Here is a 26,259-nt window from a genome sequence, read left to right on the forward strand (position 1 = left end):
CATGCAACAACAAATAGTCAAAATGAGGTTTTGATAGCTTTATTAAAAGAAATGAATATAGAATTTGAAATAACTACAGAATATGAGTATGATTATTTGCAGAAGAAGATTTACTAAAAATTGAAAAAGGAAAGGAACAAGTCAAATTAGGAAAAGCGGTACCAAGTTATGAAGTTATAAAAAATATGCGAAACTAGGATATGGAGATAGAATGGGTTAAAGAAGCGAATGTTAGTGTTCAAAATACCTTAGATTATTGGGATGAAATAAATAAATTTATTTTTTATGCCGATAAAATTATTGATGCTGTAGAAAAGAAGAAGAAATATAGAAAAAAGATCCTTATTTTCTATCAAAATATGTAAAGAAAATAAACTTTTTTTTAAAAGTGTTTTTTGATGGAAAGTTTTCTTTGTTTTATGATATTGATGTAGAAAATGGTGTAATAAGAATAATACATTTTCGAAGCAATAGACAAAAAACTTTAAATTAATTTATGAAAAAAATAGCTGTAATACCTGCAAGGTATAATTCTACAAGATTTCCTGCCAAATTGGTGCAAGACCTAAACGGAAAACCAGTAATTGTGAGAACATATCTTGCAGTAAAAAATACCCAATTGTTTGACGATGTTATCGTTGCAACCGATTCAGAACAAATAAAACAACTCATCGAGAGCGAAGGTGGTCGTGTATTTATGAGCGTAAGATCTCACGAAAGCGGAAGCGACCGCATAGCTGAGGCTGTCGCATCTATTGATACCGATGTAGTGGTAAATATTCAAGGAGATGAACCCTTTGTATCGAAAGAAAATCTTCAAGCTATGCTCGATGCCTTGGAGGCTGATACCGAAAAGCAAATTTCTTTGGCATCGGTGATGACACCAATCACCGCATGGGAAGATATAGAAAATCCCAACCATGTAAAAGTGGTATTGGATAAGGACGATAACGCTTTGTATTTTTCGCGTTCTGTAATTCCATATCCAAGAGAAAAACAGCAAAAGATGCCTTATTTCAAGCATATAGGATTGTATGCCTTTCGCAAAGAAGCCTTGAGGCAATTTACACAATGGGAAACAGGCGTGTTGGAAAACATCGAAAAACTCGAACAACTCCGCTATCTCGAAAACGGAAAGAAAATAAAGATGATACGCACCCAACACATAGGAATAGGTATCGATACTGAGGAAGATTTAACAAAAGCACGTTTACATTGGCATAAAGATTGATATGTATCTATACTCAAAGTAAATGAGTAAATGAATATGAAAAAATCGATAATAGCTTTACTACTTCTTGGGAGTTTCACCGCATGTAACAACAAGGTAAATCCAGAAATCGGAGGACAAAAAGACGAATATGGTTGTCTTTCTGCTGCTGGTGAAACGTGGAGCGAATTGAGGCAAAGTTGCATTCAGGTTTTTAACGAAGGTCTGCGTCTCAATCCTATCATTACAAGTGACAACGATGCGGTAATCAGTGCTTTTTTGTTGGAAAGCGAAGATAAAAAAACGATGGAAATATTTTTGCCATCAGGAGAGACACAGTTATTGCCTGTTACTGCCGAAGGAGTTTATGAAAAGAAAAAATACAAATACATAGCCGAGGAACAAGCATTGTATATAGACAATGTGATAAAATACAAAGGATAATATTAATTAATTTTTTATACATAATGAGCAGACAAAACACTTACGAGTTGGCATTGAATCAATTGTTGGCCAATTATCAAGTACACTATCAAAACTTGCGTTCTTTGCATTGGAACATCAAAGGAGAAAACTTTTTCGAATTGCATGTAAAATACGAAGAATGGTATAATCGTACTTTGGAAATTATTGACGAATTGGCAGAGAGATTATTGACATTAGACTTGCAACCGTTGTCAAATTTTTCTTCTTATTTGGCTACGAGCGAAATCAAAGAGAACGATATTATCACTGACGGCAAAACAGGTATGCAATACATTTTCGAAGCTCAGCAAATTTTATTGAAGCAAGAGCGTTTGATTATGGGATTGGCTGATGAAAAAGAAGATGAGGGTACCAACGCATTGATGAGTGACTTGATCAGAGAAAAAGAAAAGGAAAACTGGATGCTACGTGCGTGGTTAAACAAATAAGAAAAAGCTGCCAATTGGCAGCTTTATTTCTTATTCTTTTGTATTACTGTAAATCTTTTGATACAAATCTTTGTACTTTTCCAAAATTACTTTTCGTTTCAATTTCAAAGTTGGAGTCAATTCTCCTGTGTCTATAGACCAAACATTTGGTGTGAGTTCAAAGCGTTTGATTTGCTCCCATTTACCAAATTTTTGATTGATATGTTCGATTTCTTGTTTGATTCGTTCTTTTACCTCTGGATGGTTACAAACTTCTTCTAAAGAAAAACCTAATGAAATTCCTTTTCTATTGGCCCATTCTTTTAAAAAATCAAAATTTGGTTGAATCAAAGCCGCTGGCATTTTTTCTCCCTCACCAATTACCATTACTTGTTCGATAAAACGAGAAAGTTTAAACGAATTTTCCAATACCTGTGGTGCAATGTATTTTCCCCCCGAAGTTTTAAACATTTCTTTCTTGCGGTCTGTGATAAACAAGAAACCATCTTCGTCGATTTTTCCAATATCTCCAGTGTGGAACCAACCGTCTGTAAAGGCTTCAGCTGTTTTTTCTTCGTCTTTAAAATAACCTTGAGTTACCGAAGGAGCTTTACATAAAATCTCACCATCTTCGGCAATTTTTACCGTTACATTGCTCAATACTTTTCCTACAGAACCCAATTTCCAACCGTTGTTTCGGCGGTCGTTTACAGAGATTACTGGCGAAGTTTCCGTAAGTCCATACCCTTCCAAAATAGGAATATCTGCCGTGGCAAATATTCTACCCAATTTTCCAGAAAGTGGAGCAGAACCCGATACTAAATAATGTAAATTTCCACCCAATGCCTCTTTCCATTTAGAGAAAATGAGTTTGCGTGCCCATTTCAATTGGAAGTTGTACCATGCACCGGCTTTCAATGGCACATCAAAATCTTTTCCTAAGCCCAATGCCCAGAAAAACAAAGCTTTTTTGATTCCTGTAAGTTCGCTTCCTTTCGCATAAATTTTATCATAAACCTTTTCTACTACTCTTGGTACTACGGTCATTACATTAGGTTTTACCTCTTGAAGGTTTTGCGAAATCGTTTCAATCGATTCGGCAAAGTGAATAGAAACCCCATTGGCTTGATAGATATACAATACGGTGCGTTCGAAAATATGACAACAAGGCAAGAAACTCAACGATTTAAAGTTACCTTTTGTCAAATCAAAGCGTTCTGTACCACCAAACACATTGGAAACGATATTGTTGTGTGTCAACAATACCCCTTTGGGTTTTCCTGTAGTACCCGAAGTGTAAATAATTGAAGATAAGTCGTTTGGGTGTACTCGATTTTTGTGTTCTTCGATAAGCAGAGGGTTCATAATGTTTTTTCCAGCTTCGAGTACTTTTGACCAATTGGCACAACCAGGAATTTCGTCAAAAGAAAAAATACCTCTCAATTTAGGCAAATTCATTTTGATTTGATCCAATTTGTCGAGGATAGATTTATCCGAAATAAACACATACAAACTTTCAGAGTGTTTCAAAATATATTCGTAATCTTCGGCAGAAATGGTAGGGTAAATAGGTACAGTTACAGCACCCAGCTGCAAAATACCAATATCCATAATATTCCATTCTGTACGATTGGATGAGGTAATCAAGGCGATTTTATCACCTTTTTTGATTCCCATATCGAGCAAAGCACTCGAGATATAATTTGCCTGTTGAATATATTCATCGATAGAAGTAGCGATCCATTCGCCGTTTTTCTTACTTACCAAAGCTTTTTGCTGAGGATAATGTCCCTTTTGATAATAGGGAATGTCAAATATTCTATAAATTCCTTCCATAGTTGTTTTGTTTTATTTGTTTATCGTATCTCTGTAATCGATTTTTTAAGCTAAAAAATCATTTTTAGAGATAAAACAAACCTTTATCGGTATAAATTTAAAAAAAATGTTTGATAAATTTTATTTTCGAAAAAAATAATGCTTTAATTGTTCAATTTTACTTGTTTTCTACTCTTTGTCTTCCCAAAAATCACAATTTTTCAAACCAATTTTTTTCGAATTAAATACAGGTTTTTCTATGCCATTTTTCTTTTGTTTGAGGTAATCTTTCCATACTTTGATGACGATATTGCTCAGCAATAATATTGCGATAATATTTACCCAAGCCATCAATCCTACACCAATATCACCTACAGCCCAAGCCAATTTTGCTTCTTTTATCGTTCCTATATAAATAGCAAATAGAAAACACACTCTCAATATCCAAATATAAACCTGGGCATTTCGCTTTCCTTTAAAAATATAGGCAATATTGGTTTCGGCATAATAATAATACGCCAAAATCGTAGTAAATGCAAAGAAAAATAATGCAATAGCTACAAAATGCGAACCGATACTTGGGAAGTGATGATTCAATGCCTCTTGTGTAAACGAAGTGTATTCAACCCCTGGTAAATGTTCAACAACAAACTGTTGTGTAGCTTCGTTTTGTACATTGTATTTTCCGGTAAAAAGTATCATAAAAGCGGTCGCTGTACAGATAAAAAGTGTATCTACATATACCGAAAACGCTTGAACCAATCCTTGTTCGGCAGGGTGATTTACTTCAGAAGCTGCTGCTGCATGAGGAGCAGTACCTTGCCCTGCTTCGTTGGAATAAATTCCTCGTTTGATTCCCCATGCAATAGCCGACCCCATCATACCAGCAAAGGCTGATTCGTTACTAAACGCCGATTCAAAAATCAATGAAAAGGCGGCAGGAATTTCTGAAAAATGCATCCCTATAATGATGAGTACCATGATGATATATCCTACCGCCATAAAAGGTACGATGATTTGAGTTACATTTCCCAATCGTTTTACACCTCCAAAAATGATGATAGAAACTAAAGTAATAATTGCCAATCCTACAGTATTGATTTCCACAGATGCTACGGTGATATTTGGAATGCTAACCGATTGATTTAGTGATTGTACGATGCTGTTGCTTTGGATTCCTGGTAGCAACAAACCACAACTCAAAATTGTAATTAGGGCGAATAAGATAGCGTACCATTTGATACCCAACCCTTTTTCAATGTAATAGGCAGGTCCCCCACGATATTCGCCTTTGATTTCTTGTTTGTAAATTTGCCCTAAAGTAGCTTCAGCAAATGCAGAAGCAGCTCCCAATACGGCAATCAACCACATCCAAAACACCGCACCAGGACCTCCTAAAGCGATTGCCGAGGCTACTCCGATGATATTTCCTGTACCCACACGACCAGAAATAGCCAATGAAAAGGCTTGGAAAGGAGAGATTCCTTGAGTAGATTTGTTTCCTGTAAGAAGCAATTTAACCATAGTAGGAATATAGCGAAACTGTAAAAATCCCGTGCGTATCGAAAAATATATTCCCGATAGTACACACAATCCTATCAAATAATACGACCAAACATAATCGCTAATTTTTGCTATAAAATCTTCCATTGTTTTATTTTTCAAAAAGTTATATAAAAAAGATATAGGCCAATGTAAATGAGGCTATAAACCCAATCAAATCAGAAAAAAGCATGACACCGAGTGCATATCGTGTGTTTCTGATACCTACAGCTCCAAAATAAACAGCCAATACATAAAAGGTCGTATCTGTACTACCTTGAACGATGCCTGTCAACTTTGCTTGAAAGGAATCTACACCAAACGTATTCATCGCATCGACCATCATACCTCTTGCCCCCGAACCAGACAATGGTTTGATGAGTGCTGTGGGTAATCCGTCAACAAATCTTGGGTCTAAACTCGTATAAGAAACTCCCCATCGAATACCGTCTAATATCAAATCAAATACGCCCGAGGTACGTAATAAGGAGATACTAATCAAAATTCCTACAAGATACGGCATGATTTTTACACAGACTGAAAATCCGTCTTTTGCACCTTCGATAAATGCATCAAACACATTGATTTTTTTGTAAACTCCTCCTAATACGATAGCTAAAAAGATAAAAAGTATTAGTCCATTGCTCAGTATTTTGCTAAACGAATCAAGCTCCATTTTGTCTAATTGAACTAAAAAATAGACAAACGTTGCAATTACAAAGGATATTCCTCCCAAAAATAAAAATAATACAGGTTGCAACAAATTGATTTTCTGTTTTACAGCTACTAAAATCAATGCAGCTAAGGTAGACATAAAAGTTGACAACATACATGGTAAAAAGACGTCAGTAGGGGATTCGGCTCCCATTGATGCTCTTATGGCGATGATAGACACAGGGATGATCGTCAATCCGCTGGCGTGTAAACACAAAAACATAATTTGCGAATTGGACGCTTTGTCTTTATCAGGATTGATTTCTTGTAAACTTTCCATAGCTCTTAGTCCAAAAGGCGTTGCTGCATTGTCCAATCCTAAAAGGTTTGCCGAAAAATTGAGCATCATTTGTCCAAAAGCAGGGTGATTTTTGGGTACTTCGGGAAATAATTTTGAAAAAAAAGGATGAATCCATCGACTCAACAGTCGTATACCACCTGCTTTTTCGGCAATAGACATAAATCCCATAAATAGCGTCATAATACCGATCAATCCCAAACAGATATTGATAGCTATTTTACTTGTAGTAATGATACCATCGGCTTTTTGAATGCGATACAAAGTGATGTTTTCTTGTTTTTCTTTGTATAAAATCTCTTTAGAATCGTTGATTTTATCTTGGTGTAGTTCGAAAAAATCACTTTTCGGATAAGTTTGCAACCAAACGGTATCACCAGAATTTCCAACAATCATATCGTTGTAAATATCTTTGTATGAGTCTGAAAATAGATGTTTTCCAAATGCAATGGAGATAGCTACAATGATAAAAGCACTCCAAATTCTACTTAATGCCATAGTTTTTTGTTTGATTCACAAATTTAATTCAATTGATTGGAAATTGGTAATGAAATAGATAAAAGATGTTTATTTTATTTTTGTTTTTTATTAAATGTTTAAAATTGAGATGTTTATTAGTTTTTTATATTTTGTTGAATGTAGCTAATCAATTCCCTTTCCCAAGAAATTCAGGATTTGTACTTCTTTGTATTTAATACTTTGTATTTAATACATTAAATCGTACCTTTGTAAATTATCTAATAGAAATGACACACAAAGCAGGTTTTGTAAATATTATCGGAAATCCCAATGTGGGAAAATCTACACTGATGAACGCTTTCGTTGGTGAGCGTTTGTCTATCATTACTTCAAAAGCTCAAACCACTCGACATAGAATATTGGGGATTGTAAACGGAGATGATTTTCAAATGGTGTTGTCTGATACACCTGGAATCATCAAACCCGCTTACGAATTGCAATCTTCGATGATGGATTTTGTAAAAACAGCTTTCGAAGATGCCGATGTGCTGATTTATATGGTGGAAATTGGTGAAAAAGAACTAAAAGATGAGGATTTTTTTAGAAAAATTCAACATGCAAAAGTTCCTGTTTTACTTTTGATTAATAAAATAGATAAATCCAACCAAGAAACATTAGAGGCTCAGACACAACATTGGAAAGAAAAAGTGCCCAATGCGGAAATTTATCCTATATCGGCATTGAACAATTTCAATGTGCAAGAAGTCTTTAATCGCATTGTAGAATTATTGCCGGATTCGCCTCCGTATTATCCAAAAGATGCCTTGACAGATAAACCAGAACGATTTTTTGTAAACGAAATCATTCGCGAAAAAATCTTGTTGAACTATCAAAAGGAAATTCCGTATTCGGTAGAAATCGAAACCGAAGAATTTAAAGAAGACGACGAAATCATCCGTATTAAAGCGGTGATTATGGTGGAAAGAGATAGCCAAAAAGGAATCATCATAGGACACAAAGGAGAGTCTATCAAAAAAGTAGGTATGCAGGCAAGAGAAGAAATGGAAAAATTCTTTGGAAAGCAAGTGCATATAGAAATGTTTGTAAAAGTAAATAAAGATTGGAGAAACAATTCGTATCAATTGAGGCGTTTTGGATACCAACAAAAATAATAAAATATGGGAAATATAGTAGCCATAGTAGGAAGACCCAATGTGGGCAAATCTACATTTTTCAATCGTTTGATTCAGCGTCGTGAGGCGATTGTAGATTCGGTAAGCGGTGTTACTCGCGATAGAAATTATGGAAAATCTGAGTGGAACGGAAAGGAATTTTCTGTTATCGACACAGGGGGATATGTAAAAGGTTCGGATGATATTTTCGAAGGAGAAATACGTCGTCAGGTAGAATTGGCAATAAACGAAGCAGATGCCATTGTTTTTGTGGTAGACGTGGAAGAGGGAATTACCCCTATGGATGAGGAGGTTGCCAAATTGCTAAGAAAAGTTACCAAACCTATCATTTTGGTAGTAAATAAGGTGGATTCTGCCAAAAGAGAGCAAGATGCCTTTGAATTTTACAATTTAGGATTGGGAGAATATTTTACCATGTCAGGAATCAGTGGTAGTGGTACAGGAGAAGTTTTGGATAAAATCGTAGAGGTATTGCCAGAATTGGAGGCTCCAGACCCAGATGCAGAAGAATTGCCAAGATTTGCCGTAGTAGGTCGTCCAAATGCAGGAAAATCGTCGTTTATCAACGCATTGATTGGCGAAGAACGCTTTGTAGTTACAGATATTGCAGGTACTACTCGCGATGCGATTGACACCAAATACAACCGTTTTGGATTTGAATTCAATTTGGTGGACACAGCCGGAATCCGCAGAAAATCAAAGGTAAAAGAAGATTTGGAGTTTTATTCGGTAATGCGTTCGGTTCGTGCCATTGAGCATAGTGATGTATGTATTTTGATGATTGATGCCACCAGAGGATTTGAAGGTCAAGATCAAAATATCTTTTGGTTGGCAGAAAAAAACAGAAAAGGTGTAGTGATTTTGGTAAACAAATGGGATTTGGTTGAAAAAGATACCATGACAACCAAGCAATATGAGGAAAAAATCCGCAAAGAGATTGCACCTTTTACCGATGTACCTATTTTGTTTGTATCGGCATTGACCAAACAACGTTTGTTGAAAGCCTTGGAAGCAGCAGTGCAAGTATATGAAAACAGAAAACAACGCATTGCAACATCCAAACTCAACGAAACTATGTTGCCAATCATCGAACACAATCCACCACCAGCAATTAAAGGTAAGTATATCAAAATCAAATATTGTATGCAATTGCCAACAGCAATACCACAGTTTGTATTCTTTGCCAATTTGCCACAATACATCAAAGATCCTTACAAGCGATTTGTAGAAAATAAATTGAGAGAAATCTACAATTTTGAAGGAGTGCCTATTGATATTTATTTCCGTCAGAAATAATAATGGATATAAAAAATCCCTTGAACATTGGTTCAAGGGATTTTTATATTAATTCGCTACTTCACTAATAAATTTGATACGCATTAGACGCAATTCTTCGATATCGTAATCTCCATCAAATTCTTTCAAAGCCGTGTCAATATCATCTGTATCGGCATCCATGAAATAATCGTAAATCTCATCTTGCTGATCTTCGTCGAGAATTTCCTCTATCCAATAGTTGATGTTCAACTTTGTACCCGAGTAAACGATGAGTTCCATGTCTTTAATCAACGCATTCATATCCAATCCTTTGGCAGATGCAATGTCGTTTAATGGCAATTTTCTGTCAATGCTTTGGATAATGTACAATTTGTTGCTCGAATTTGCACCTGTCGATTTGAAAACTAAATCATCTGGGCGTAAAATGTCAAATTCTTCTACATATTTGTCAATCAAAGCAACAAATTCTTTCCCATATTTTTTCGCTTTACTTTCAGAAACTCCATGTACATTAGACAATTCTTCAATGGTAATCGGATATTTCAATGCCATATCTTCCAACGATGGGTCTTGGAACACCACAAACGGAGGAACTTCCATTTTTTTAGCTACCTTTCTACGCAAATCTTTCAACATAGCGATGAGTTTTTCGTCGGCAACCAAGGCTTTGTTGTTTACACCCGTGGTATCGGTAGAAATTTCATCGTAATTGTGGTCTTTGGTCATAAGGAATGAAGAAGGATTTTTCAAAAAATCATTACCTTTTTCCGTCAATTTCAATACGCCATACGATTCTATTTCTTTGCGAATCAATCCGTGAACCATCACTTGTCTAATCAATGCCATCCAATATCTTTCGTCCATATCATTTCCAGAACCAAAAAATGGCTGTGCATCGATTTTGTACGATTTTATGACAGAATTTACTTTTCCTATTAAGGTATAAATAACTTCTTTTGATTTGTATAATTGTTTGGTTTCTTCTATGACTTTCAGTAGTTTGATAACATTTTCTTTAGCTTCTACTTGTTCTTTAGGGTTGCGTGTGTTGTCGTCCATATTGGCACCATCGCCATTGATTTCGTCAAATTCTTCTCCAAAATAATGCAATAAAAACTTACGACGCGAAACAGTAGTTTCGGCATACGCCACCACTTCTTGCAACAAAGCATTTCCGATTTCTTGCTCTGCCAAAGGCTTTCCGGTCATAAATTTTTCCAATTTTTCGATGTCTTTGTAGCAATAAAAAGCCAAGCAATACCCTTCACCGCCATCACGACCCGCACGACCTGTTTCTTGGTAATAACTTTCCAATGATTTTGGAATGTCGTAGTGAATCACAAAACGCACATCGGGTTTGTCGATTCCCATACCAAAGGCAATCGTAGCTACCACCACATCTGCCTCTTCCATCAAAAACATATCTTGATGTTTAGCACGGGTTTTTGCATCCAATCCTGCGTGATAAGCAATAGCTTTGAAACCATTTACTTGCAACAATTGCGTGATTTCTTCAACTTTTTTTCTACTCAAACAATAAATTACCCCCGATTTTCCTTTAAAACCGTTGATAAATTTGATGATGTCAGTATCTATATTTTTGGTTTTTGGGCGTACTTCGTAATAAAGGTTGGGTCTGTTGAACGACGCTTTGAATACATTGGCATCGGGCATATCGAGGTTTTTCAAGATATCTTCTTGAACCTTTGGAGTAGCAGTAGCCGTAAGACCTACGATTGGAATATCTCCAATTTTTTGAATAATGCTTTTGATGTTGCGGTATTCGGGTCTAAAGTCGTGTCCCCATTCCGAAATACAGTGAGCCTCATCAATGGCAACAAATGAAATAGTCGTACATTTTAAGAAATCGGTGTATTCATCCTTGGTAAGAGATTCAGGAGCCACAAACAAGAGTTTGGTCACACCGTCTGCAATGTCCTTTTTCACCTGATTGATTTCAGTTTTGTTGAGAGATGAGTTCAACACATGAGCGATACCATTTTCGTTGGAAAGCGAACGCACAACATCCACCTGATTTTTCATCAGAGCAATCAGCGGAGAGATGACAATGGCTGTACCTGGTAAAATTAACGCTGGAAGTTGATAACACAACGACTTTCCTCCACCCGTAGGCATAATTACAAAGGTATTCTGCTTTGAAATGACACTTTCTATCACGGATTTTTGTAACCCCTTGAATTGAGAAAAACCGAAATGTTTTTTTAATTCCTTATGTAAGTCAATTTCGTTTGATTTCATTTTATTGTATTGCTTTTTTGAAGTAAATTTGCAAGTATAAAGATAGTATAAATCTTTAAACAACAAAAATAATTAATAAAAGATTTTACAAGTGTTTTCAACGAAAGAAATAATAGATACTGCAAAAACTGTTTTGGTGTCTGAAAGTGAGAGTGTTGTGAAAAGTATTGACTTTTTAGACGAACATTTTTCAAAAGCTGTCGAAACGATTTATCATACAAAAGGAAGGCTGATTGTAACGGGGATTGGGAAAAGTGCACATATCGGAGCCAAAATCGTAGCTACCTTAAACTCTACGGGAACTCCAGCAGTATTTTTACACGCAGCCGAAGCTGTACATGGAGATTTGGGAATGATAACCCAAGACGATACTATATTATGTATATCAAAAAGTGGAAATAGCCCCGAAATAAAAGCATTGGTGCCTTTGTTGAAAAGAGATGGCAATCCGTTGATTGGTATGACGGCTGATGAAAATTCTTTTTTAGGAAAAGAATCAGATTTTGTAATTAACTGTTTTGTAGAAAGAGAAATTTGTCCCAACAATTTAGCACCGACCAATAGTACGGTTGTACAATTGGCGTTGGGAGATGCCATTGCCATTTGTCTGATGAAAATGAGAAAATTTACGGCGGAAAATTTTGCAAAATTTCATCCAGGTGGATCTTTGGGAAAAAAATTGTTGCTAAAGGTAAAAGATATTTTTTCGGAAACGGCTCAGCCTAAAGTGAGTCCATCAGCGGGAATACAAGAAATAATTTACGAAATTTCGAGTAAACGATTGGGAGTAACCGCAGTCTTGGACAACCGACAATTGGTCGGTATTATTACCGATGGAGACATTCGACGCATGTTGGAAAAATCGGTGGATATATATAAGGTAAAAGCAGAAGAAATTATGACTAAAAATCCTCGTACGATATCATCCGATTTGTTGGTTTCAAACGCATTAAACGAAATGGAAAACAACAAAATCACGCAATTGGTTGTAATGGAGGGTACGGAGTACAAGGGAATTGTACATTTACATGACATATTAAAAGAAGGAATTGTATGAGCCATTTGGTAGATAAAGAAATGTCGTTGTTAGAACATTTGGGCGAATTGCGAAAAATGATCATGCGTAGTGTATTGGGTATCATCATTTTTGGAATTGTAGCTGTATTTATAAAAGATTTTATTTTTGATTCAGTAATATTTGGACCTAAAAAGGCAAATTTTATTTCCTATCAATGGTTTTGTCAAGTAGGAATGGACAGTTTTTGTGGTAAAGTATTGCCCTTTTCATTGGAAAACCGTACGATGGACGGACAATTTTCTGTGATGATGTGGACATGTATTACTGCTGGATTTATCATGTCATTTCCATGGATTTTGTATCAATTGTGGTTGTTTATTAGTCCGGCTTTGTATCAAAATGAGAGAAAATATGCTGTGTGGTTTATCATTGTTTCGAGCATTTTGTTTTTCTTGGGAGTGTTATTTGGATATTTTATCCTCTTACCTTTGTCATTGGACTTTTTATCTGGAATTTCGGTAAGTGATGAAATCAAAAATGATATCGATGTGAAGTCATATATCGGAATGGTAAAGACAACCTCATTGGCAACTGGCTTGATTTTTGAGTTGCCAGTAGTAATTTTTTTTCTTGCTAAATTAGGTTTGGTAAGTGATTTATTTTTAAAGGAATATAGAAAATATGCTATCATATTGATATTGATTTTAGCAGCAATAATTACCCCACCAGATTTTATTAGTCAAATTATTGTAGCAATTCCTATGTTAATATTATATGAAATAAGTATCTTTATAGCCAAATTTGTACAGCCAAAACAAAAAGTGTAAAATGAAATTACGAGCAGAAAATTTAATCAAAACATACAAAGGCAGAAAAGTAGTAAAAGGCGTTTCTGTCGAGGTAAATCAAGGAGAAATCGTAGGTTTGCTTGGCCCTAATGGTGCAGGAAAAACCACTTCGTTTTACATGATTGTAGGTTTGGTAAAGCCCAATGGAGGGAATATTTTTTTAGACGACCTTAACATAACCAATTTTCCGATGTACCAAAGAGCTCAGCATGGAATTGGTTATTTGGCACAAGAGGCATCGGTATTTAGAAAAATGAGTATCGAAGATAATATTTTGAGTGTATTGCAATTGACTAAATTGTCAAAAAAAGAACAAGAAGCGAAAATGGAGTCATTGATAGAGGAGTTTAGTTTAGGACACATTCGTACCAACAGAGGCGATTTATTGTCGGGAGGAGAGAGAAGACGTACAGAGATTGCAAGAGCATTGGCAACCGATCCAAAATTTATTTTGTTAGACGAACCCTTTGCCGGAGTTGATCCTGTGGCGGTAGAAGACATTCAACGCATAGTAGCAAAGTTGAAAAAGAAAAACATAGGGATATTGATTACCGACCACAATGTACAAGAGACTTTGGCGATTACCGACAAAACCTATCTAATGTTTGAAGGAGGAATCTTGAAAGCAGGAAAACCAGCAGATTTAGCAGAAGATGAAATGGTAAGGAAAGTGTATTTAGGGCAAAATTTTGAATTGAGAACGAAAAAGTTGGAGTTTTAAAGTTTTACTAAAGTTTTTATTCTGCTGTATAATAAAGATATATAAATTTTACATGATTCTTTTTCCTATCATAAATGTGATACCTTATAAAAATCACCCAATATGAAACAAAATTACAATATTACAAATTATATAAAATCTATCACACAAATAAACTTTTTACCTAGGTGGATAGTACTATTACTCGATGTATTGATGGTATTTTTGTCATTTATGATAATCAATTATTTGATCGAAGGAGTAATAGCAGGATTTAAAAATAAAGAATATTTGTTTGAGTGTGTATTGTTTACATTAGTAAATATATTTTATTTTTGGCGTTTTAAAGTGTATTCTGGTATAATAAGACACTCTACTTTTATAGATTTACGAAAGATTATATTGTCTCAATTTTCAACTTCGTTGACGATATTTTTACTTAATACATTCTATTTTTTATTATATGATGTAAAGTTTTATTTAACGACTCATATCGCCTTGGTATTTGTACTTTCAACACTTTTTTTGTTGTCATTGCGATTGTTTGTTAAAACTTTTTTCTTGTTTTCAAAACGTTATATATCAAATTGCGCTCAAAAAGGATTGATTATTTATGGTGTGGATGAAAGAGCAGTGTCACTGGCAATGTCAATAAAAAACGACCCTGAATCACAATATGTTGTTAAAGGATTTATCAATCCTACAGTTACAAAATCGATAAGCTCATTGTTAAATTTACCTGTATATGGTCAAAAAGACAAACCGTATGTTATTGCCAGAAAATTAGGAGCAGAAGCGATACTTTATCTATCCAATAGTACCTCTATAAAAGAAAAAGTTAAAGAGGTGCGTACCAATATAGATTACAATATACAGGTCTTGTTTCTTCCAGAAATAACCGATTATAATGATCATAAAAAGATTTCATCAAGCATACGAAACTTCAAAATTCAGGATTTACTTGAAAGAAAAGAAATCACCATTCACAATGAAAAAATAGCTGAAGATGTAACGCATGAAACTATTTTAGTTACAGGTGCAGCAGGGTCTATTGGTAGTGAGATTGTAAGACAATTATTGAAATACAATCCTAAACGACTCATTGTTTTAGACCAAGCTGAAACACCTTTGCATAATATTTCTTTAGAATTAGAGAAAATCAAAGCAGATACAGAAATTGTGTATGCTATTGCTGATATTCGTAGAAAGGATGAACTGGAACATATTTTCAAAACTTACCAACCCAAAATCGTCTATCATGCTGCTGCCTATAAACATGTTCCATTAATGGAAAACAACCCTATTCAAGCGGTGAATACCAATATAATAGGCACTATGAATTTAGCCGAATTAGCGATGCGCTATTCGTTGAAAAAATTTGTTATGATCTCTACGGACAAAGCAGTGAATCCAAGTAATGTAATGGGAGCAAGTAAACGAATAGCTGAAAAGTATGTACAATCATTATCAAGCAAAATAGAACACACAACACAATTTATTACCACGCGTTTTGGAAATGTATTGGGATCAAATGGTTCGGTTGTACCGTTGTTTACACAACAAATCGAAGCAGGAGGACCGATTACAATTACACATCCAGACATTATTCGTTATTTTATGACCATTCCAGAGGCATGTCAATTGGTTTTAGAAGCTGGAACCATGGGTAAAGGAGGAGAAATTTTTATTTTCGATATGGGTGAGCCTGTAAAGATTATCGATTTAGCAAAAAAAATGATTCAATTGGCTGGTTTAAAATTGGATGAAGACATTGAAATAAAAGTGGTAGGATTGCGACCTGGAGAGAAGTTGTATGAAGAATTGTTGTACGATACAGCGACTACATTGCCTACCCATCACGAAAAAATTATGATTTCTAAAGACCAAAATGAAACATTTGAAGTTATAAGTAAAGAAGTGGAAAATTTGCGTATATTTGCAAACCAAAATAATGTTATAGAGGTTGTGAAAAATATGAAAAAAATAACTCCAGAATTTGTGAGTTTAAATTCAGAATACTCTTTATTAGATAAGAAAAATGTATGAAAAAATTAAAAGTCTCTTTGTTTTTGACGCTTGTTGCCATGATGATGTTTTCATGTGCATCTAAAAAGAATTATGTTTATTACAATGAAATAGATAGTAAAAATTTATTTCAAATAAATTTTTCAACTGAATTTCAAACGGATGATTTGTTGATGATTATTGTTTCAGCACAAGATCCAAAAGCTGCTCAGCCTTTTAATGTTATGACGCAGATGACGGTAAATCCTGAGAGTCAGAATGTTGCTGGGCAGTATCAGCAACAATTGTATTTAGTAAATAATAAAGGAGAAATTGAATTTCCTATATTAGGTACTTTAAAGGTTGCTGGTAAGACGAGAGAACAATTTACTAAGGAGTTACAGGAAAAAATATCAAAGTATATTCTCAATCCTATAGTAAATATACGTATAATGAATTATCAAATTGCTGTTCAAGGAGAAGTAACTATACCAGGCGTATATCGTTTTGAATCTGAAAAAGTGTCTTTACCTGAGGTTTTAGCTAAAGCAGGAGATCTGAGTATTTACGGAAACAGAACAAATGTTTTAGTCATTAGAGAAATAAATGGAGTACGTACTACAAAAAGAATCGATTTGACGAAATCAGATTTTATGTTTTCTGATTTTTATTATTTAAAACAAAACGACATCGTTTATGTAGAGCCAAATAAAGTGAAAGTTAACTCATCTGCTGTTGGTCCTAACGTATCCGTAATGTTATCAATATTGTCAAGTGTAATTGCAATTGTAGCTTTAGCAATAAGATAAGAAATGGAAGGAATTATAAAAGAACAGGAAGTCAATCTAAAAGATGAAGTCTTTAGATATTTAGTTCATTGGAGATGGTTTGTAATAGGTGTATTACTATCTCTAGCATTAGCCTTTATTTATGTAAAAAAGGCTACTAGAATCTATAGTGTCGAGTCAAAAATCTTGTTAAAAGAAGATAGTAAAAATGATTTAAGTAGCAAGTTATCTGCTTTTACTGAAGGAGGAGGGTTTTTAGGTGGTTCAGATAGAAATATAGAAAATGAAATTGAGATTCTAAAATCAAGAACTCTACACGAAAAGGTAGTTGACTCATTAAAAGCTTCAGTTGAAATTTGGAGTCAAGGAAGATTAGGAGAATCTTTTATTTATATTGATAATCCGTTTGATATAATCTATTCACTAAAAGAAGAAGAAAGAAATAAAGTACAAAATCTTTCTTTTTTAATTGAAAATAATAAATTGACAATAAATGTAAATGATGAGTCATTTACTAATGTTAATTATGGTCAGCCAGTAACAACTGAAAATGGAATTTTGACTATTTCAAAAGTTCATATAAAAAATAAAAAATTGCATGATAAATATAGGGTTGTTATAAAGCCAAGGTTAAAAGCGGTGGAAGATTTACAAAAATCTTTTGAAACAACTTTAACAAACAAGCAAAGTAGTGTGCTACAATTAAATTTGAAGCATCCAAATCCTGATTTTGCGGCTGATTATTTAAATACTTTAGTGTATTTTTATAATAGACAGTCAGTTGCTGACCAGCGTTTTGTCTCTGAAAGTACTTCTAGATTTATATCCAATCGTTTGGATATCATCGCCGAAGAACTGGGCGATGTTGAAAAAAACGTTGAAAGATATAAAGAAAGTAATCGCATTGCAGATGTTGAATCTGAAGTAAAATCATATATTTCCAATTTGTCTTCATTAGATCAAGAGGCAATAAGGAACGAAGCTCAGATTAGTATCGCTAAAGATTTAATTGGTCATATCGCTCGTTCAAAATCAGATGATTTGATTCCAAATGGAATCTTTACTGGAGAACCTGCTGCGGAATCTATGATAAATGAAGTAAACTCTTTGATATTGGACAAACAGCGAATGTCTTTGAGCTCGACTACTGAAAACCCTAATTATATCATTCTTGATAATAGAATTAAAGAATTGAAGTCGAATATTCTACAAAGTTTGCATTCGCATTTGAACTCCCTTCAAATTGTAAGAAATAATTTAAAGCGACAAGAAGGTGAATTGCAGTCAAAATTGGGGCGTGTGCCTCAACAAGAGAGAGAATTTAGAATCATCGATAGACAGCAAAAAGTAAAAGAAGCGTTGTATTTGTTTTTGCTACAAAAACGCGAAGAAACAAATATTACCTTGGCTGCGACTGAAAGCAATGCTAAAATCATCGATAAAGCGATTCCTACAGAAAAACTTGTTTCGCCAAAATCTATGATTATACTTTTAGTAGCAATTGTGCTTGGCGTTACGATTCCATTTGCTATTTTGTATTTAAAAAATATTTTAGATGATAAAGTACAAGATAGAAAGGATTTAGATAAATTTACTGAGATTCCTTTCTTAGGAGATATTCCTCACGCTGTTGAACCTTTTGATATCAACAAACTCAATAGTAGAAGTTCAGTTCTTGAGGCAGTACGTATTATTCGTACCAATATTGATTTTATCTTATCGATGTTGCCAAAAGATCGTGCAAAAGTGATTTTTACAACATCTACTATTCCCGGAGAAGGTAAAACACACACTTGTGTAAACTTAGCAACAGCTGTTGCTCTCACAGGTAAAAGAGTATTGTTGATGGGTATGGACTTGAGAAATCCAAAATTGAAGGAGCATATCCCTATGCCAGTAAGAGGATTTACCAACTATTTGACAGAAGGAGATAAACCAATCGAAGATTACATTGTTTCTCTAAATAATTTTATTCAATTTGACGTGTTGCCAGCAGGGAATATTCCACCAAACCCAGTAGAATTGTTGCTCAACGAAAAAGTTACACAGACTTTCGAACATTTGAGAGAAAGTTACGATTACATTTTCGTAGATACCGCTCCAGTAGCACCTGTAACTGATACCTTGTTGATTAGTTCAAATGCAGATATGGTAGTGTATGTAGTGAGAGCAAACAAATTGGAAAGAAGATTGTTGGATGTACCAAGAAACTTCTTTACTCAAAACAAATTGCCACGTATGGCATTTGCTCTGAACGATGTAAATACTTCTAAAGGATATGGTTATGGATACGCTTATGGATACGGCGTTGATAAACCTAAAGAAAAGAAAAGCTCTTTGGAAACGAATCTTAGGAATTTAATAGATTAATTTTTTAAACCATTGAGAAAATATAAGGTTGTTTTTATTTAACTGATTTTATATTTTCTTGATGGTTTTCTTTTTCAATTATGGAATTATTACAAATTTTAGAACAACAATTTTTGAGAAATACACATCGACATAAAGAGATGCAATGGAGTGAAGTGCTAAACATTTTGAATTCTCAACCAAAATATCTCGAAATTCGTTCAAAAATGGGGACAACTATTAACCGAACAAGAATATCATTGGTTGCAACCCTTTGAACCCTTTGATACCAAAACTTCCTCATGGATTTTTACACCAGATGAAAATAGAAAATTGGGCGGTGCATTATTCGGAGATTTTCGTTACAATCGAGTGTTTATCTATCACAATGGAGCCGAATCGTATTATGTTTCTATAGGATTTCGTGCAAAGTTGGTTTTGAAACAATAATTATATTCCCATAAATTAAAAAATAGTATCTTTGCACCATTGTTAAAAAAATAAGACAAAATAATATGTTGACAGTATCAAATCTTTCGGTACAATTTGGAAAACGAATTTTATTTGACGAAGTAAACGCTACTTTTACTCAAGGTAACTGCTACGGTATTATCGGAGCAAATGGAGCAGGAAAATCTACTTTCTTGAAAATATTAGCTGGTGATATCGAACCTACTTCTGGACATGTGATTCTTGAGCCAGGAAAAAGAATGTCGGTATTGAATCAAAATCACAATATGTTTGACCAACATACAGTATTGGAAACCGTATTGATGGGAAATAAGGTGTTGTATGCCGTGAAAAAAGAAATGGACGAATTGTATGCTGATTATTCTGACGAAAATGCAGATAGAATCGGTGAATTGCAAATTCAGTTCGACGAAATGGACGGTTGGAATGCCGACTCATCAGCAGCGTCTTTGTTGTCAAATTTAGGTATTTCTGAAGATTTGCACTATATGCAAATGGAGGATATGGAACCTAAAAACAAAGTGCGTGTGTTGTTGGCTCAGGCGTTGTTTGGAAACCCTGATGTATTGATTATGGACGAGCCTACAAACGATTTGGACTTTGAAACCATTGCTTGGTTGGAAAACTTTTTGGCAAACTATGAAAACACTGTATTAGTTGTATCGCACGACCGTCATTTCTTGGATGCGGTGTGTACGCACATCTCTGATATTGACTTCGGAAAAATCAATCACTATAGCGGAAACTATACTTTCTGGTACGAATCTTCTCAATTAGCAGCGAAACAAAGAGCTCAGCAAAACAAAAAAGCAGAAGAGAAAAAAGCAGAATTGGAAGAGTTTATCCGTCGTTTTTCTGCAAATGTGGCTAAGTCTAAACAGGCTACTTCTCGTAAAAAAATGATTGAAAAATTGAATGTAAACGAAATCAAACCGTCTTCTCGTCGTTATCCGGCGATTATTTTTGAGCAAGAACGCGAAGCGGGTGATCAGATTTTAAATGTAGAAAATTTATCAGTTTCTGTAGAAGGTGAAACTTTGTTTAAAGATGTACATTTGAATTTGGCAAAAGGTGATAAAGTTGTAGTGTATTCGAAAGATTCTCGTGCTACAACAGCTTTTTATGAAATTTTAAATGGAAGATTGACACCTGATACAGGTTCATTTGAATGGGGAATCACAACGACTCAGTCGTATTTACCAGCAGAAAATCACGAGTTTTTTAAAGACGATTTAAATTTGGTAGATTGGTTGCGTCAATGGGCAAAAACTGAAGAAGAAAGAGACGAAGTATATGTACGTGGATTCCTTGGGAAAATGTTGTTTTCTGGTGAAGAAGCCTTGAAAAAAGGAACTGTTCTTTCTGGAGGAGAAAAAGTGCGTTGTATGTTGTCACGTATGATGATGATTCGTGCTAATGTATTGATGTTGGACGAACCTACCAACCACTTGGATTTAGAATCGATTACTGCGTTCAACAACTCGTTGAAAAACTTCAAAGGTACAATATTGTTTACCACTCATGACCACGAATTTGCACAAACTGTGGGTAATCGTGTAGTGGAATTGACACCAAATGGAGTAATCGACCGCTATATGACTTTCGACGATTATATGGACGATCCAAAAATTCAAGAATTGCGTAAGAAAATGTATGCGAAATAATATATCATAAAACCGTTTTGTATTCCAAAACGGTTTTATTTGTTTTGATTTTATTTTCAAATAATAAATTTTAGATTACGAAAGTGAAAAACAAATTAAAAATAATCAATGACCCTATTTATGGATTTATTTCAATTCCTCATACTTTGTTATATGATTTAATAGAGCATCCTTATTTTCAAAGATTGAGGCGAATTAAACAAATGGGATTGTCAAGTTTGGTTTATCCAGGGGCTACTCATACTCGTTTTCATCATGCGTTGGGTTGTATGCACATGATGCAAAGAGCTGTTCAGGTGTTGAAATTCAAGCAGGTAGAGATTTCTGAAGAGGAAGAATTAGCATTGTATATTGCTATTCTATTGCACGATATTGGACATGGGCCTTTTTCGCACGCTATGGAAAATAGTATCGTGGAAAACATTCATCACGAAGAAGTTTCCGTAGCCTTGATGGAAAAATTAAATAAAGAACTTGATGGAAAATTGAATTTGGCATTGAAAATTTTTAATGGCGAATACCACAGAAAATTTATGTTGCAATTGATTTCAAGTCAGTTGGATATGGATCGTATGGATTATCTAAAAAGAGATAGTTTTTACAGTGGAGTAGCCGAGGGAAATATCAATTCCGAACGATTAGTACAGATGATTCAAGTGTATGATGATGAGTTGGTTGTAGAGGAAAAAGGAATTTATTCGGTTGAAAAATTTTTAGTAGCTAGACGTTTGATGTATTGGCAATGCTACCTTCACAAAACAAGTTTGGCAGCCGAAATTATTTTGACAAAAATTTTAAAAAGAGCTAAAGAACTATCTTTAAACGGAGAGCATCTTTGGTGTAGTGAATCATTGTCTTATTTCTTGAAAAATTCGGTTACAAAAGACAAATTCAATGATGAAATTTTAGAAAAATTTACTCTTTTAGACGATTCTGATATTTTAGGAGCTTTTAAAATCATGGCAATTCCATTCAGATAATGTATTGTCCACTTTGAGTTCGGCAATCGTCAATAGAAAATTGTTTAACATAAAGCAAGTGTCTTTTGAAGAACAACAAAGAATTTTGACAGAAAAGCGTAAAGAATTTCAAGAATTGTACAATATATCTCCAGAATTGATTGATTATTATGTTTTTGGAGAAAAATTAACCAACCAAGCATATAGTAAAAAGGCAACAGCAATTAAAATTTTAGGAAAAGACAATCAGTTGAGCGATGTGTTAGAAGCGTCAGATCAATTGCACTTGAAAGCTTTGTCAGAACCTGTAACTAAATATTTTGTTTGTTTTCCAAAGAAATTATAACTATAGAATGCTAATTGATTTTAGCAATTTATGATGCAGTATAATTATTTAAGCAGATTGAAAATTTGTGTAAACGTAAATTATGTTTTCAAATCAATAGTATAAACTAAATTAACTTTTTTTCTTCATAACAATAAAATAATTTTTACTTTTGTAGAATGAAAGTTACAGCACAGCAAATAGCCGATGTATTGGAAGGAAAGGTTGAAGGAAATCCTAAAGTGGAAGTTTCTTCACTTTCCAAGGTTGAAGAAGGTAAAGAAGGAAGCATTTCTTTTTTATCCAATCCTAAATATACCAATTATATATACACTACGCAGGCTTCGATTGTTATCGTGAACGATTCGTTGGTTTTAGAAAAGCCAGTGGAATCGACTTTAATTCGCGTGGCAGATGCTTACAAGGCTTTTACCAAATTGTTGGAATTTTACGACAAATTGCGTTCTATGAAATCGGGTATAGAACAGCCTGTTTTCGTTTCAGAAAGCAGTCAGTATGGTGAAAATGTGTATATTGGTGCGTTTGCATACATTGGCGAAAATGTAAAAATAGGCAATAATGTAAAAATTTATCCTCATGTGCATATTGGTGATAATGTGGAGATTGGAGATGATACCGTATTAAACGCTGGTGTAAAAGTATATTACGATTGCAAAATTGGTAAAAACTGTATTATTCACGCAGGAGTAGTCATTGGTTCAGACGGATTTGGATTTGCACCCAACGCTGATGGATCGTATCAAAAAGTACCTCAAATCGGAAATGTTATAATTGAGGATGATGTAGAAATTGGTTCGTGTACTACGATTGATAGAGCTACTTTGGGTTCTACGATTATCCGTCAGGGAGTGAAATTGGACAATCAGATTCAGATTGCACATAATGTAGAAGTGGGAGAACATACTGTTATCGCTTCACAATCGGGAATCGCAGGTTCTACAAAAATTGGAAAACATTGTGTCATCGGAGGTCAGGTCGGAATAGTTGGACATATAACCATTGGCAATTATGTGAAAATCCAAGCTCAATCGGGGGTAACGAAATCGTTGAAAGACAACGAAATTGTGCAAGGTTCACCCGCAATGAATTTCAATGACTATTCAAAATCGTATGTGTGTTTCAAACAATTACCACAATTGGTAAAGAAGATAAAATAAAACGGTTGTATAATGTAAAATTGTATAATGCTCATTTTACTACATTTGTTCAATATACAATACTACAATATACATTGATACAATAATAAAAACATGTCAAAGCAAAAAACTTTAGCAAAGGAAATTACTATTTCAGGAGTAGGATTGCACACAGGTCACAATGTTGTGATGACAATGAAACCAGCTCCAGTAAACAACGGATTTACATTTGTGCGTACCGATATTGAAGGTTCGCCTGTTATTGAGGCAAATGCCACTTATGTGGTTTCTACCGAAAGAGGAACTAATTTAGAATATAAAGGTATGCAATTGCATACTACCGAGCATGTATTAGCTGCTTGTGTTGGTTGCGATTTAGACAATGTGATTATCGAATTAAACGCTTCAGAACCACCAATTATGGACGGTTCGTCTATTCGTTTTGTAGAGGCAATTGAGTCTGCGGGTGTTGTAGAGCAAGAAGCAGAAAGAGAGGAATATGTAGTAAAAGAAATCATTACTTACAAAGACGAACGCACAGGGTCTGAAATTATTGTAATGCCTTCGGATTCGTACGAAGTTACAACTATGGTAGATTTTGGTACTAAAATTTTAGGTACGCAAAATGCTACTTTGTTCAATTTAGAAGATTTTAAAACAGAAATAGCACCTGCAAGAACTTTTAGCTTTTTGCATGAATTAGAAATGCTTTTAAACCACGGATTAATCAAAGGTGGAGATTTGAACAATGCCATTGTGTATGTGGATAAAGAAATTTCTGATGAAACCATGGATAATTTGAAAAAAGCCTTTGGAAAAGAGCAAATTTCTGTTACTGCCAATGGTATTTTGGACAATTTATCATTGCATTATCCAAACGAAGCTGCAAGACATAAATTATTGGATGTAGTGGGAGATTTGGCGTTGATTGGTACGCGTATTAAAGGTAGAGTGATTGCCAACAAACCGGGACATTTTGTAAATACTCAGTTTGCTAAAAAAATGGCAAAAATTATCAAAGAAGAAAAGAGAAATCAAGTTCCAACATACGATTTGAACCAAGAACCTTTGATGGATGTAAACAAAATCATATCGATGTTGCCTCACAGATACCCATTTATTTTGGTGGACAGAATTTTAGAAATGACCGACACCAGTGTAGTGGGGATGAAAAATGTAACCATCAATGAGGAGTTTTTCAACGGACATTTCCCAGGAGCTCCTGTGATGCCAGGAGTTTTGATTATCGAAGCGATGGCTCAAACAGGAGGTATTTTGATTTTGAGTACCGTTCCAGATCCAGAAAACTATTTGACTTACTTCATGAAAATCGATAATGTAAAATTCAAACACAAAGTACAACCAGGAGATACTTTGATTTTTAAATTGGATTTGTTGTCGCCAATCAGAAGAGGTATTTGTCATATGCAAGCCAATGCGTATGCCAACGGAAAATTGGTCGCAGAAGCAGAATTGATGGCACAAATTGTAAAGAAAACCAATTAATTAAATTACGCAAAAAATATGAATCAACCATTAGCGTATGTACATCCAGGGGCAAAGATTGCTAAAAATGTAGTGATTGAACCTTTTACTACTATTCACAACAATGTGGAAATAGGCGAGGGAACTTGGATTGGCTCAAATGTTACCATTATGGAAGGGGCAAGAATTGGAAAAAATTGCCAAATCTTTCCAGGAGCGGTCATTTCGGCAGTACCACAAGATTTAAAATTTGGTGGTGAAGAATCTTTAGCTATCATTGGAGACAATACCACAATCAGAGAATGCGTTACGATCAATAGAGGAACGGCAGCTTCTGGTCAGACCATTGTAGGAAGCAACTGCTTATTGATGGCGTATGTGCATGTGGCTCACGATTGTATCGTTGGAAACAATGTAGTTATGGCAAATAGCGTGGCATTGGCAGGACATGTTACAGTAGGAAATTATGCAGTAATTGGCGGTTTAGCCGCTGTACACCAGTTTATTACCATAGGAGACCATACTATGATTTCTGGAGGTTCGTTGGTAAGAAAAGATGTGCCACCGTATATCAAAGCAGCAAAAGAACCTTTGTCTTACATCGGAATAAATTCTATCGGATTGAGAAGAAGAGGATTTTCAACAGAAAAAATTAGAGAAATTCAAGATATTTACCGTATCTTGTACCAACAAAGATACAACAATACTCAGGCGATTGAAATCATCGAAGCAGAAATGCAGGCTACGCCTGAACGAGATGAAATCATTCAATTTGTGAGAAATTCGTCTCGAGGAATTATGAAAGGATATTCAAAAATAATTTAATCAAT

The 26,259-nt window shown here is 34.6% G+C and carries 22 protein-coding genes and 1 pseudogene; 19 read left to right on the forward strand and 4 right to left on the reverse strand.

From position 1 onward, the window contains the following. Positions 1 to 200 precede the first annotated feature (200 nt). The 4 genes from AB4865_RS05880 to AB4865_RS05895 all read left to right on the forward strand — a co-directional run bounded on the left by AB4865_RS05880 (position 201) and on the right by AB4865_RS05895 (position 2,124). Complete coding sequence (locus AB4865_RS05880; RefSeq protein ID WP_372474795.1) at positions 201 to 365, forward strand: hypothetical protein; 165 nt, start codon at positions 201 to 203, stop codon at positions 363 to 365. A gap of 131 nt (positions 366 to 496) precedes the next feature. Next, positions 497 to 1,231 (forward strand): 3-deoxy-manno-octulosonate cytidylyltransferase, encoded by a 735-nt coding sequence (gene kdsB / locus AB4865_RS05885; RefSeq protein WP_372474796.1) that lies wholly within the window; start codon positions 497 to 499, stop codon positions 1,229 to 1,231. 36 nt (positions 1,232 to 1,267) lie between these two features. Then, entirely contained in the window at positions 1,268 to 1,654 is a 387-nt protein-coding gene (locus AB4865_RS05890; RefSeq protein WP_372474797.1) for a hypothetical protein, read from the forward strand. 23 nt (positions 1,655 to 1,677) lie between these two features. Next, complete coding sequence (locus AB4865_RS05895; protein WP_372474798.1) at positions 1,678 to 2,124, forward strand: Dps family protein; 447 nt, start codon at positions 1,678 to 1,680, stop codon at positions 2,122 to 2,124. A 30-nt stretch (positions 2,125 to 2,154) separates the two neighbouring features. On the opposite strand, the gene AB4865_RS05900 is transcribed toward AB4865_RS05895, so the two are convergent. The 3 genes from AB4865_RS05900 to AB4865_RS05910 all read right to left on the reverse strand — a co-directional run bounded on the left by AB4865_RS05900 (position 2,155) and on the right by AB4865_RS05910 (position 6,970). Then, a complete protein-coding gene (locus AB4865_RS05900) occupies positions 2,155 to 3,939 on the reverse strand; it encodes a long-chain fatty acid--CoA ligase (protein ID WP_372474799.1) in 1,785 nt (594 codons plus the stop codon). A 168-nt stretch (positions 3,940 to 4,107) separates the two neighbouring features. Beyond that, positions 4,108 to 5,568, reverse strand: a complete 1,461-nt coding sequence (locus AB4865_RS05905) for an alanine/glycine:cation symporter family protein (protein ID WP_372474800.1) — start codon at positions 5,566 to 5,568, stop codon at positions 4,108 to 4,110. 19 nt (positions 5,569 to 5,587) lie between these two features. Continuing rightward, complete coding sequence (locus AB4865_RS05910; RefSeq protein ID WP_372474801.1) at positions 5,588 to 6,970, reverse strand: nucleoside recognition domain-containing protein; 1,383 nt, start codon at positions 6,968 to 6,970, stop codon at positions 5,588 to 5,590. A gap of 248 nt (positions 6,971 to 7,218) precedes the next feature. On the opposite strand from AB4865_RS05910, the gene era reads away from it, so the two are divergent. Together era and der are read left to right on the forward strand one after the other, a co-directional pair. Beyond that, the gene (era, locus tag AB4865_RS05915) at positions 7,219 to 8,103 is read left to right on the forward strand and encodes a GTPase Era (protein ID WP_372474803.1); all 885 of its coding nucleotides are present in this window, start codon (positions 7,219 to 7,221) and stop codon (positions 8,101 to 8,103) included. A gap of 6 nt (positions 8,104 to 8,109) precedes the next feature. After that, positions 8,110 to 9,420, forward strand: coding sequence for a ribosome biogenesis GTPase Der (der, locus tag AB4865_RS05920; RefSeq protein WP_372474805.1), 1,311 nt, complete (start codon positions 8,110 to 8,112; stop codon positions 9,418 to 9,420). A gap of 48 nt (positions 9,421 to 9,468) precedes the next feature. Here the strand turns inward: der and AB4865_RS05925 are convergent, their stop codons facing one another. Next, the gene (locus AB4865_RS05925; protein WP_372474806.1) at positions 9,469 to 11,661 is read right to left on the reverse strand and encodes a RecQ family ATP-dependent DNA helicase; all 2,193 of its coding nucleotides are present in this window, start codon (positions 11,659 to 11,661) and stop codon (positions 9,469 to 9,471) included. Positions 11,662 to 11,752: 91 nt separating this feature from the next. Between AB4865_RS05925 and AB4865_RS05930 the strand changes: the two genes are divergently transcribed. The 13 genes and pseudogenes from AB4865_RS05930 to lpxA all read left to right on the forward strand — a co-directional run bounded on the left by AB4865_RS05930 (position 11,753) and on the right by lpxA (position 26,254). Then, a complete protein-coding gene (locus tag AB4865_RS05930; protein ID WP_372474807.1) occupies positions 11,753 to 12,718 on the forward strand; it encodes an SIS domain-containing protein in 966 nt (321 codons plus the stop codon). Beyond that, positions 12,715 to 13,506: a twin-arginine translocase subunit TatC gene (gene tatC / locus AB4865_RS05935; protein WP_372474808.1), complete on the forward strand. Its 792-nt coding sequence runs from the start codon at positions 12,715 to 12,717 to the stop codon at positions 13,504 to 13,506. Before AB4865_RS05930 ends, tatC begins: the two co-directional genes overlap by 4 nt. A gap of 1 nt (position 13,507) precedes the next feature. Further along, entirely contained in the window at positions 13,508 to 14,248 is a 741-nt protein-coding gene (gene lptB / locus AB4865_RS05940; RefSeq protein WP_372474809.1) for an LPS export ABC transporter ATP-binding protein, read from the forward strand. A 102-nt stretch (positions 14,249 to 14,350) separates the two neighbouring features. After that, entirely contained in the window at positions 14,351 to 16,273 is a 1,923-nt protein-coding gene (locus AB4865_RS05945) for a polysaccharide biosynthesis protein (RefSeq protein WP_372474810.1), read from the forward strand. Beyond that, positions 16,270 to 17,040 (forward strand): polysaccharide biosynthesis/export family protein, encoded by a 771-nt coding sequence (locus tag AB4865_RS05950; RefSeq protein ID WP_372474811.1) that lies wholly within the window; start codon positions 16,270 to 16,272, stop codon positions 17,038 to 17,040. The genes AB4865_RS05945 and AB4865_RS05950 overlap by 4 nt, the downstream gene beginning before the upstream one ends. Before the next feature lie 3 nt (positions 17,041 to 17,043). Further along, complete coding sequence (locus tag AB4865_RS05955; RefSeq protein WP_372474812.1) at positions 17,044 to 19,389, forward strand: GumC family protein; 2,346 nt, start codon at positions 17,044 to 17,046, stop codon at positions 19,387 to 19,389. Between the two features lie 80 nt (positions 19,390 to 19,469). Then, a complete protein-coding gene (locus AB4865_RS05960; RefSeq protein ID WP_372474814.1) occupies positions 19,470 to 19,646 on the forward strand; it encodes a DUF4256 domain-containing protein in 177 nt (58 codons plus the stop codon). Continuing rightward, entirely contained in the window at positions 19,633 to 19,818 is a 186-nt protein-coding gene (locus tag AB4865_RS05965) for a DUF4256 domain-containing protein (protein WP_372474815.1), read from the forward strand. Before AB4865_RS05960 ends, AB4865_RS05965 begins: the two co-directional genes overlap by 14 nt. 65 nt (positions 19,819 to 19,883) lie before the next feature. Continuing rightward, on the forward strand, positions 19,884 to 21,503 hold the full coding sequence (locus AB4865_RS05970; RefSeq protein ID WP_372474816.1) for an ABC-F family ATP-binding cassette domain-containing protein: 1,620 nt from the start codon (positions 19,884 to 19,886) through the stop codon (positions 21,501 to 21,503). 74 nt (positions 21,504 to 21,577) lie between these two features. Beyond that, positions 21,578 to 22,808: pseudogene (locus tag AB4865_RS05975) on the forward strand (HD domain-containing protein). Positions 22,809 to 22,966: 158 nt separating this feature from the next. Then, the gene (gene lpxD, locus AB4865_RS05980; protein ID WP_372474817.1) at positions 22,967 to 23,965 is read left to right on the forward strand and encodes a UDP-3-O-(3-hydroxymyristoyl)glucosamine N-acyltransferase; all 999 of its coding nucleotides are present in this window, start codon (positions 22,967 to 22,969) and stop codon (positions 23,963 to 23,965) included. A gap of 93 nt (positions 23,966 to 24,058) precedes the next feature. After that, positions 24,059 to 25,450: a bifunctional UDP-3-O-[3-hydroxymyristoyl] N-acetylglucosamine deacetylase/3-hydroxyacyl-ACP dehydratase gene (locus AB4865_RS05985; protein WP_372474818.1), complete on the forward strand. Its 1,392-nt coding sequence runs from the start codon at positions 24,059 to 24,061 to the stop codon at positions 25,448 to 25,450. Between the two features lie 18 nt (positions 25,451 to 25,468). Beyond that, the gene (gene lpxA / locus AB4865_RS05990; protein ID WP_372474819.1) at positions 25,469 to 26,254 is read left to right on the forward strand and encodes an acyl-ACP--UDP-N-acetylglucosamine O-acyltransferase; all 786 of its coding nucleotides are present in this window, start codon (positions 25,469 to 25,471) and stop codon (positions 26,252 to 26,254) included. The last annotated feature ends 5 nt before the right edge of the window (positions 26,255 to 26,259 follow it).

Source organism: Capnocytophaga sp. ARDL2 (assembly GCF_041530365.1).
GTDB lineage: Bacteria > Bacteroidota > Bacteroidia > Flavobacteriales > Flavobacteriaceae > Flavobacterium.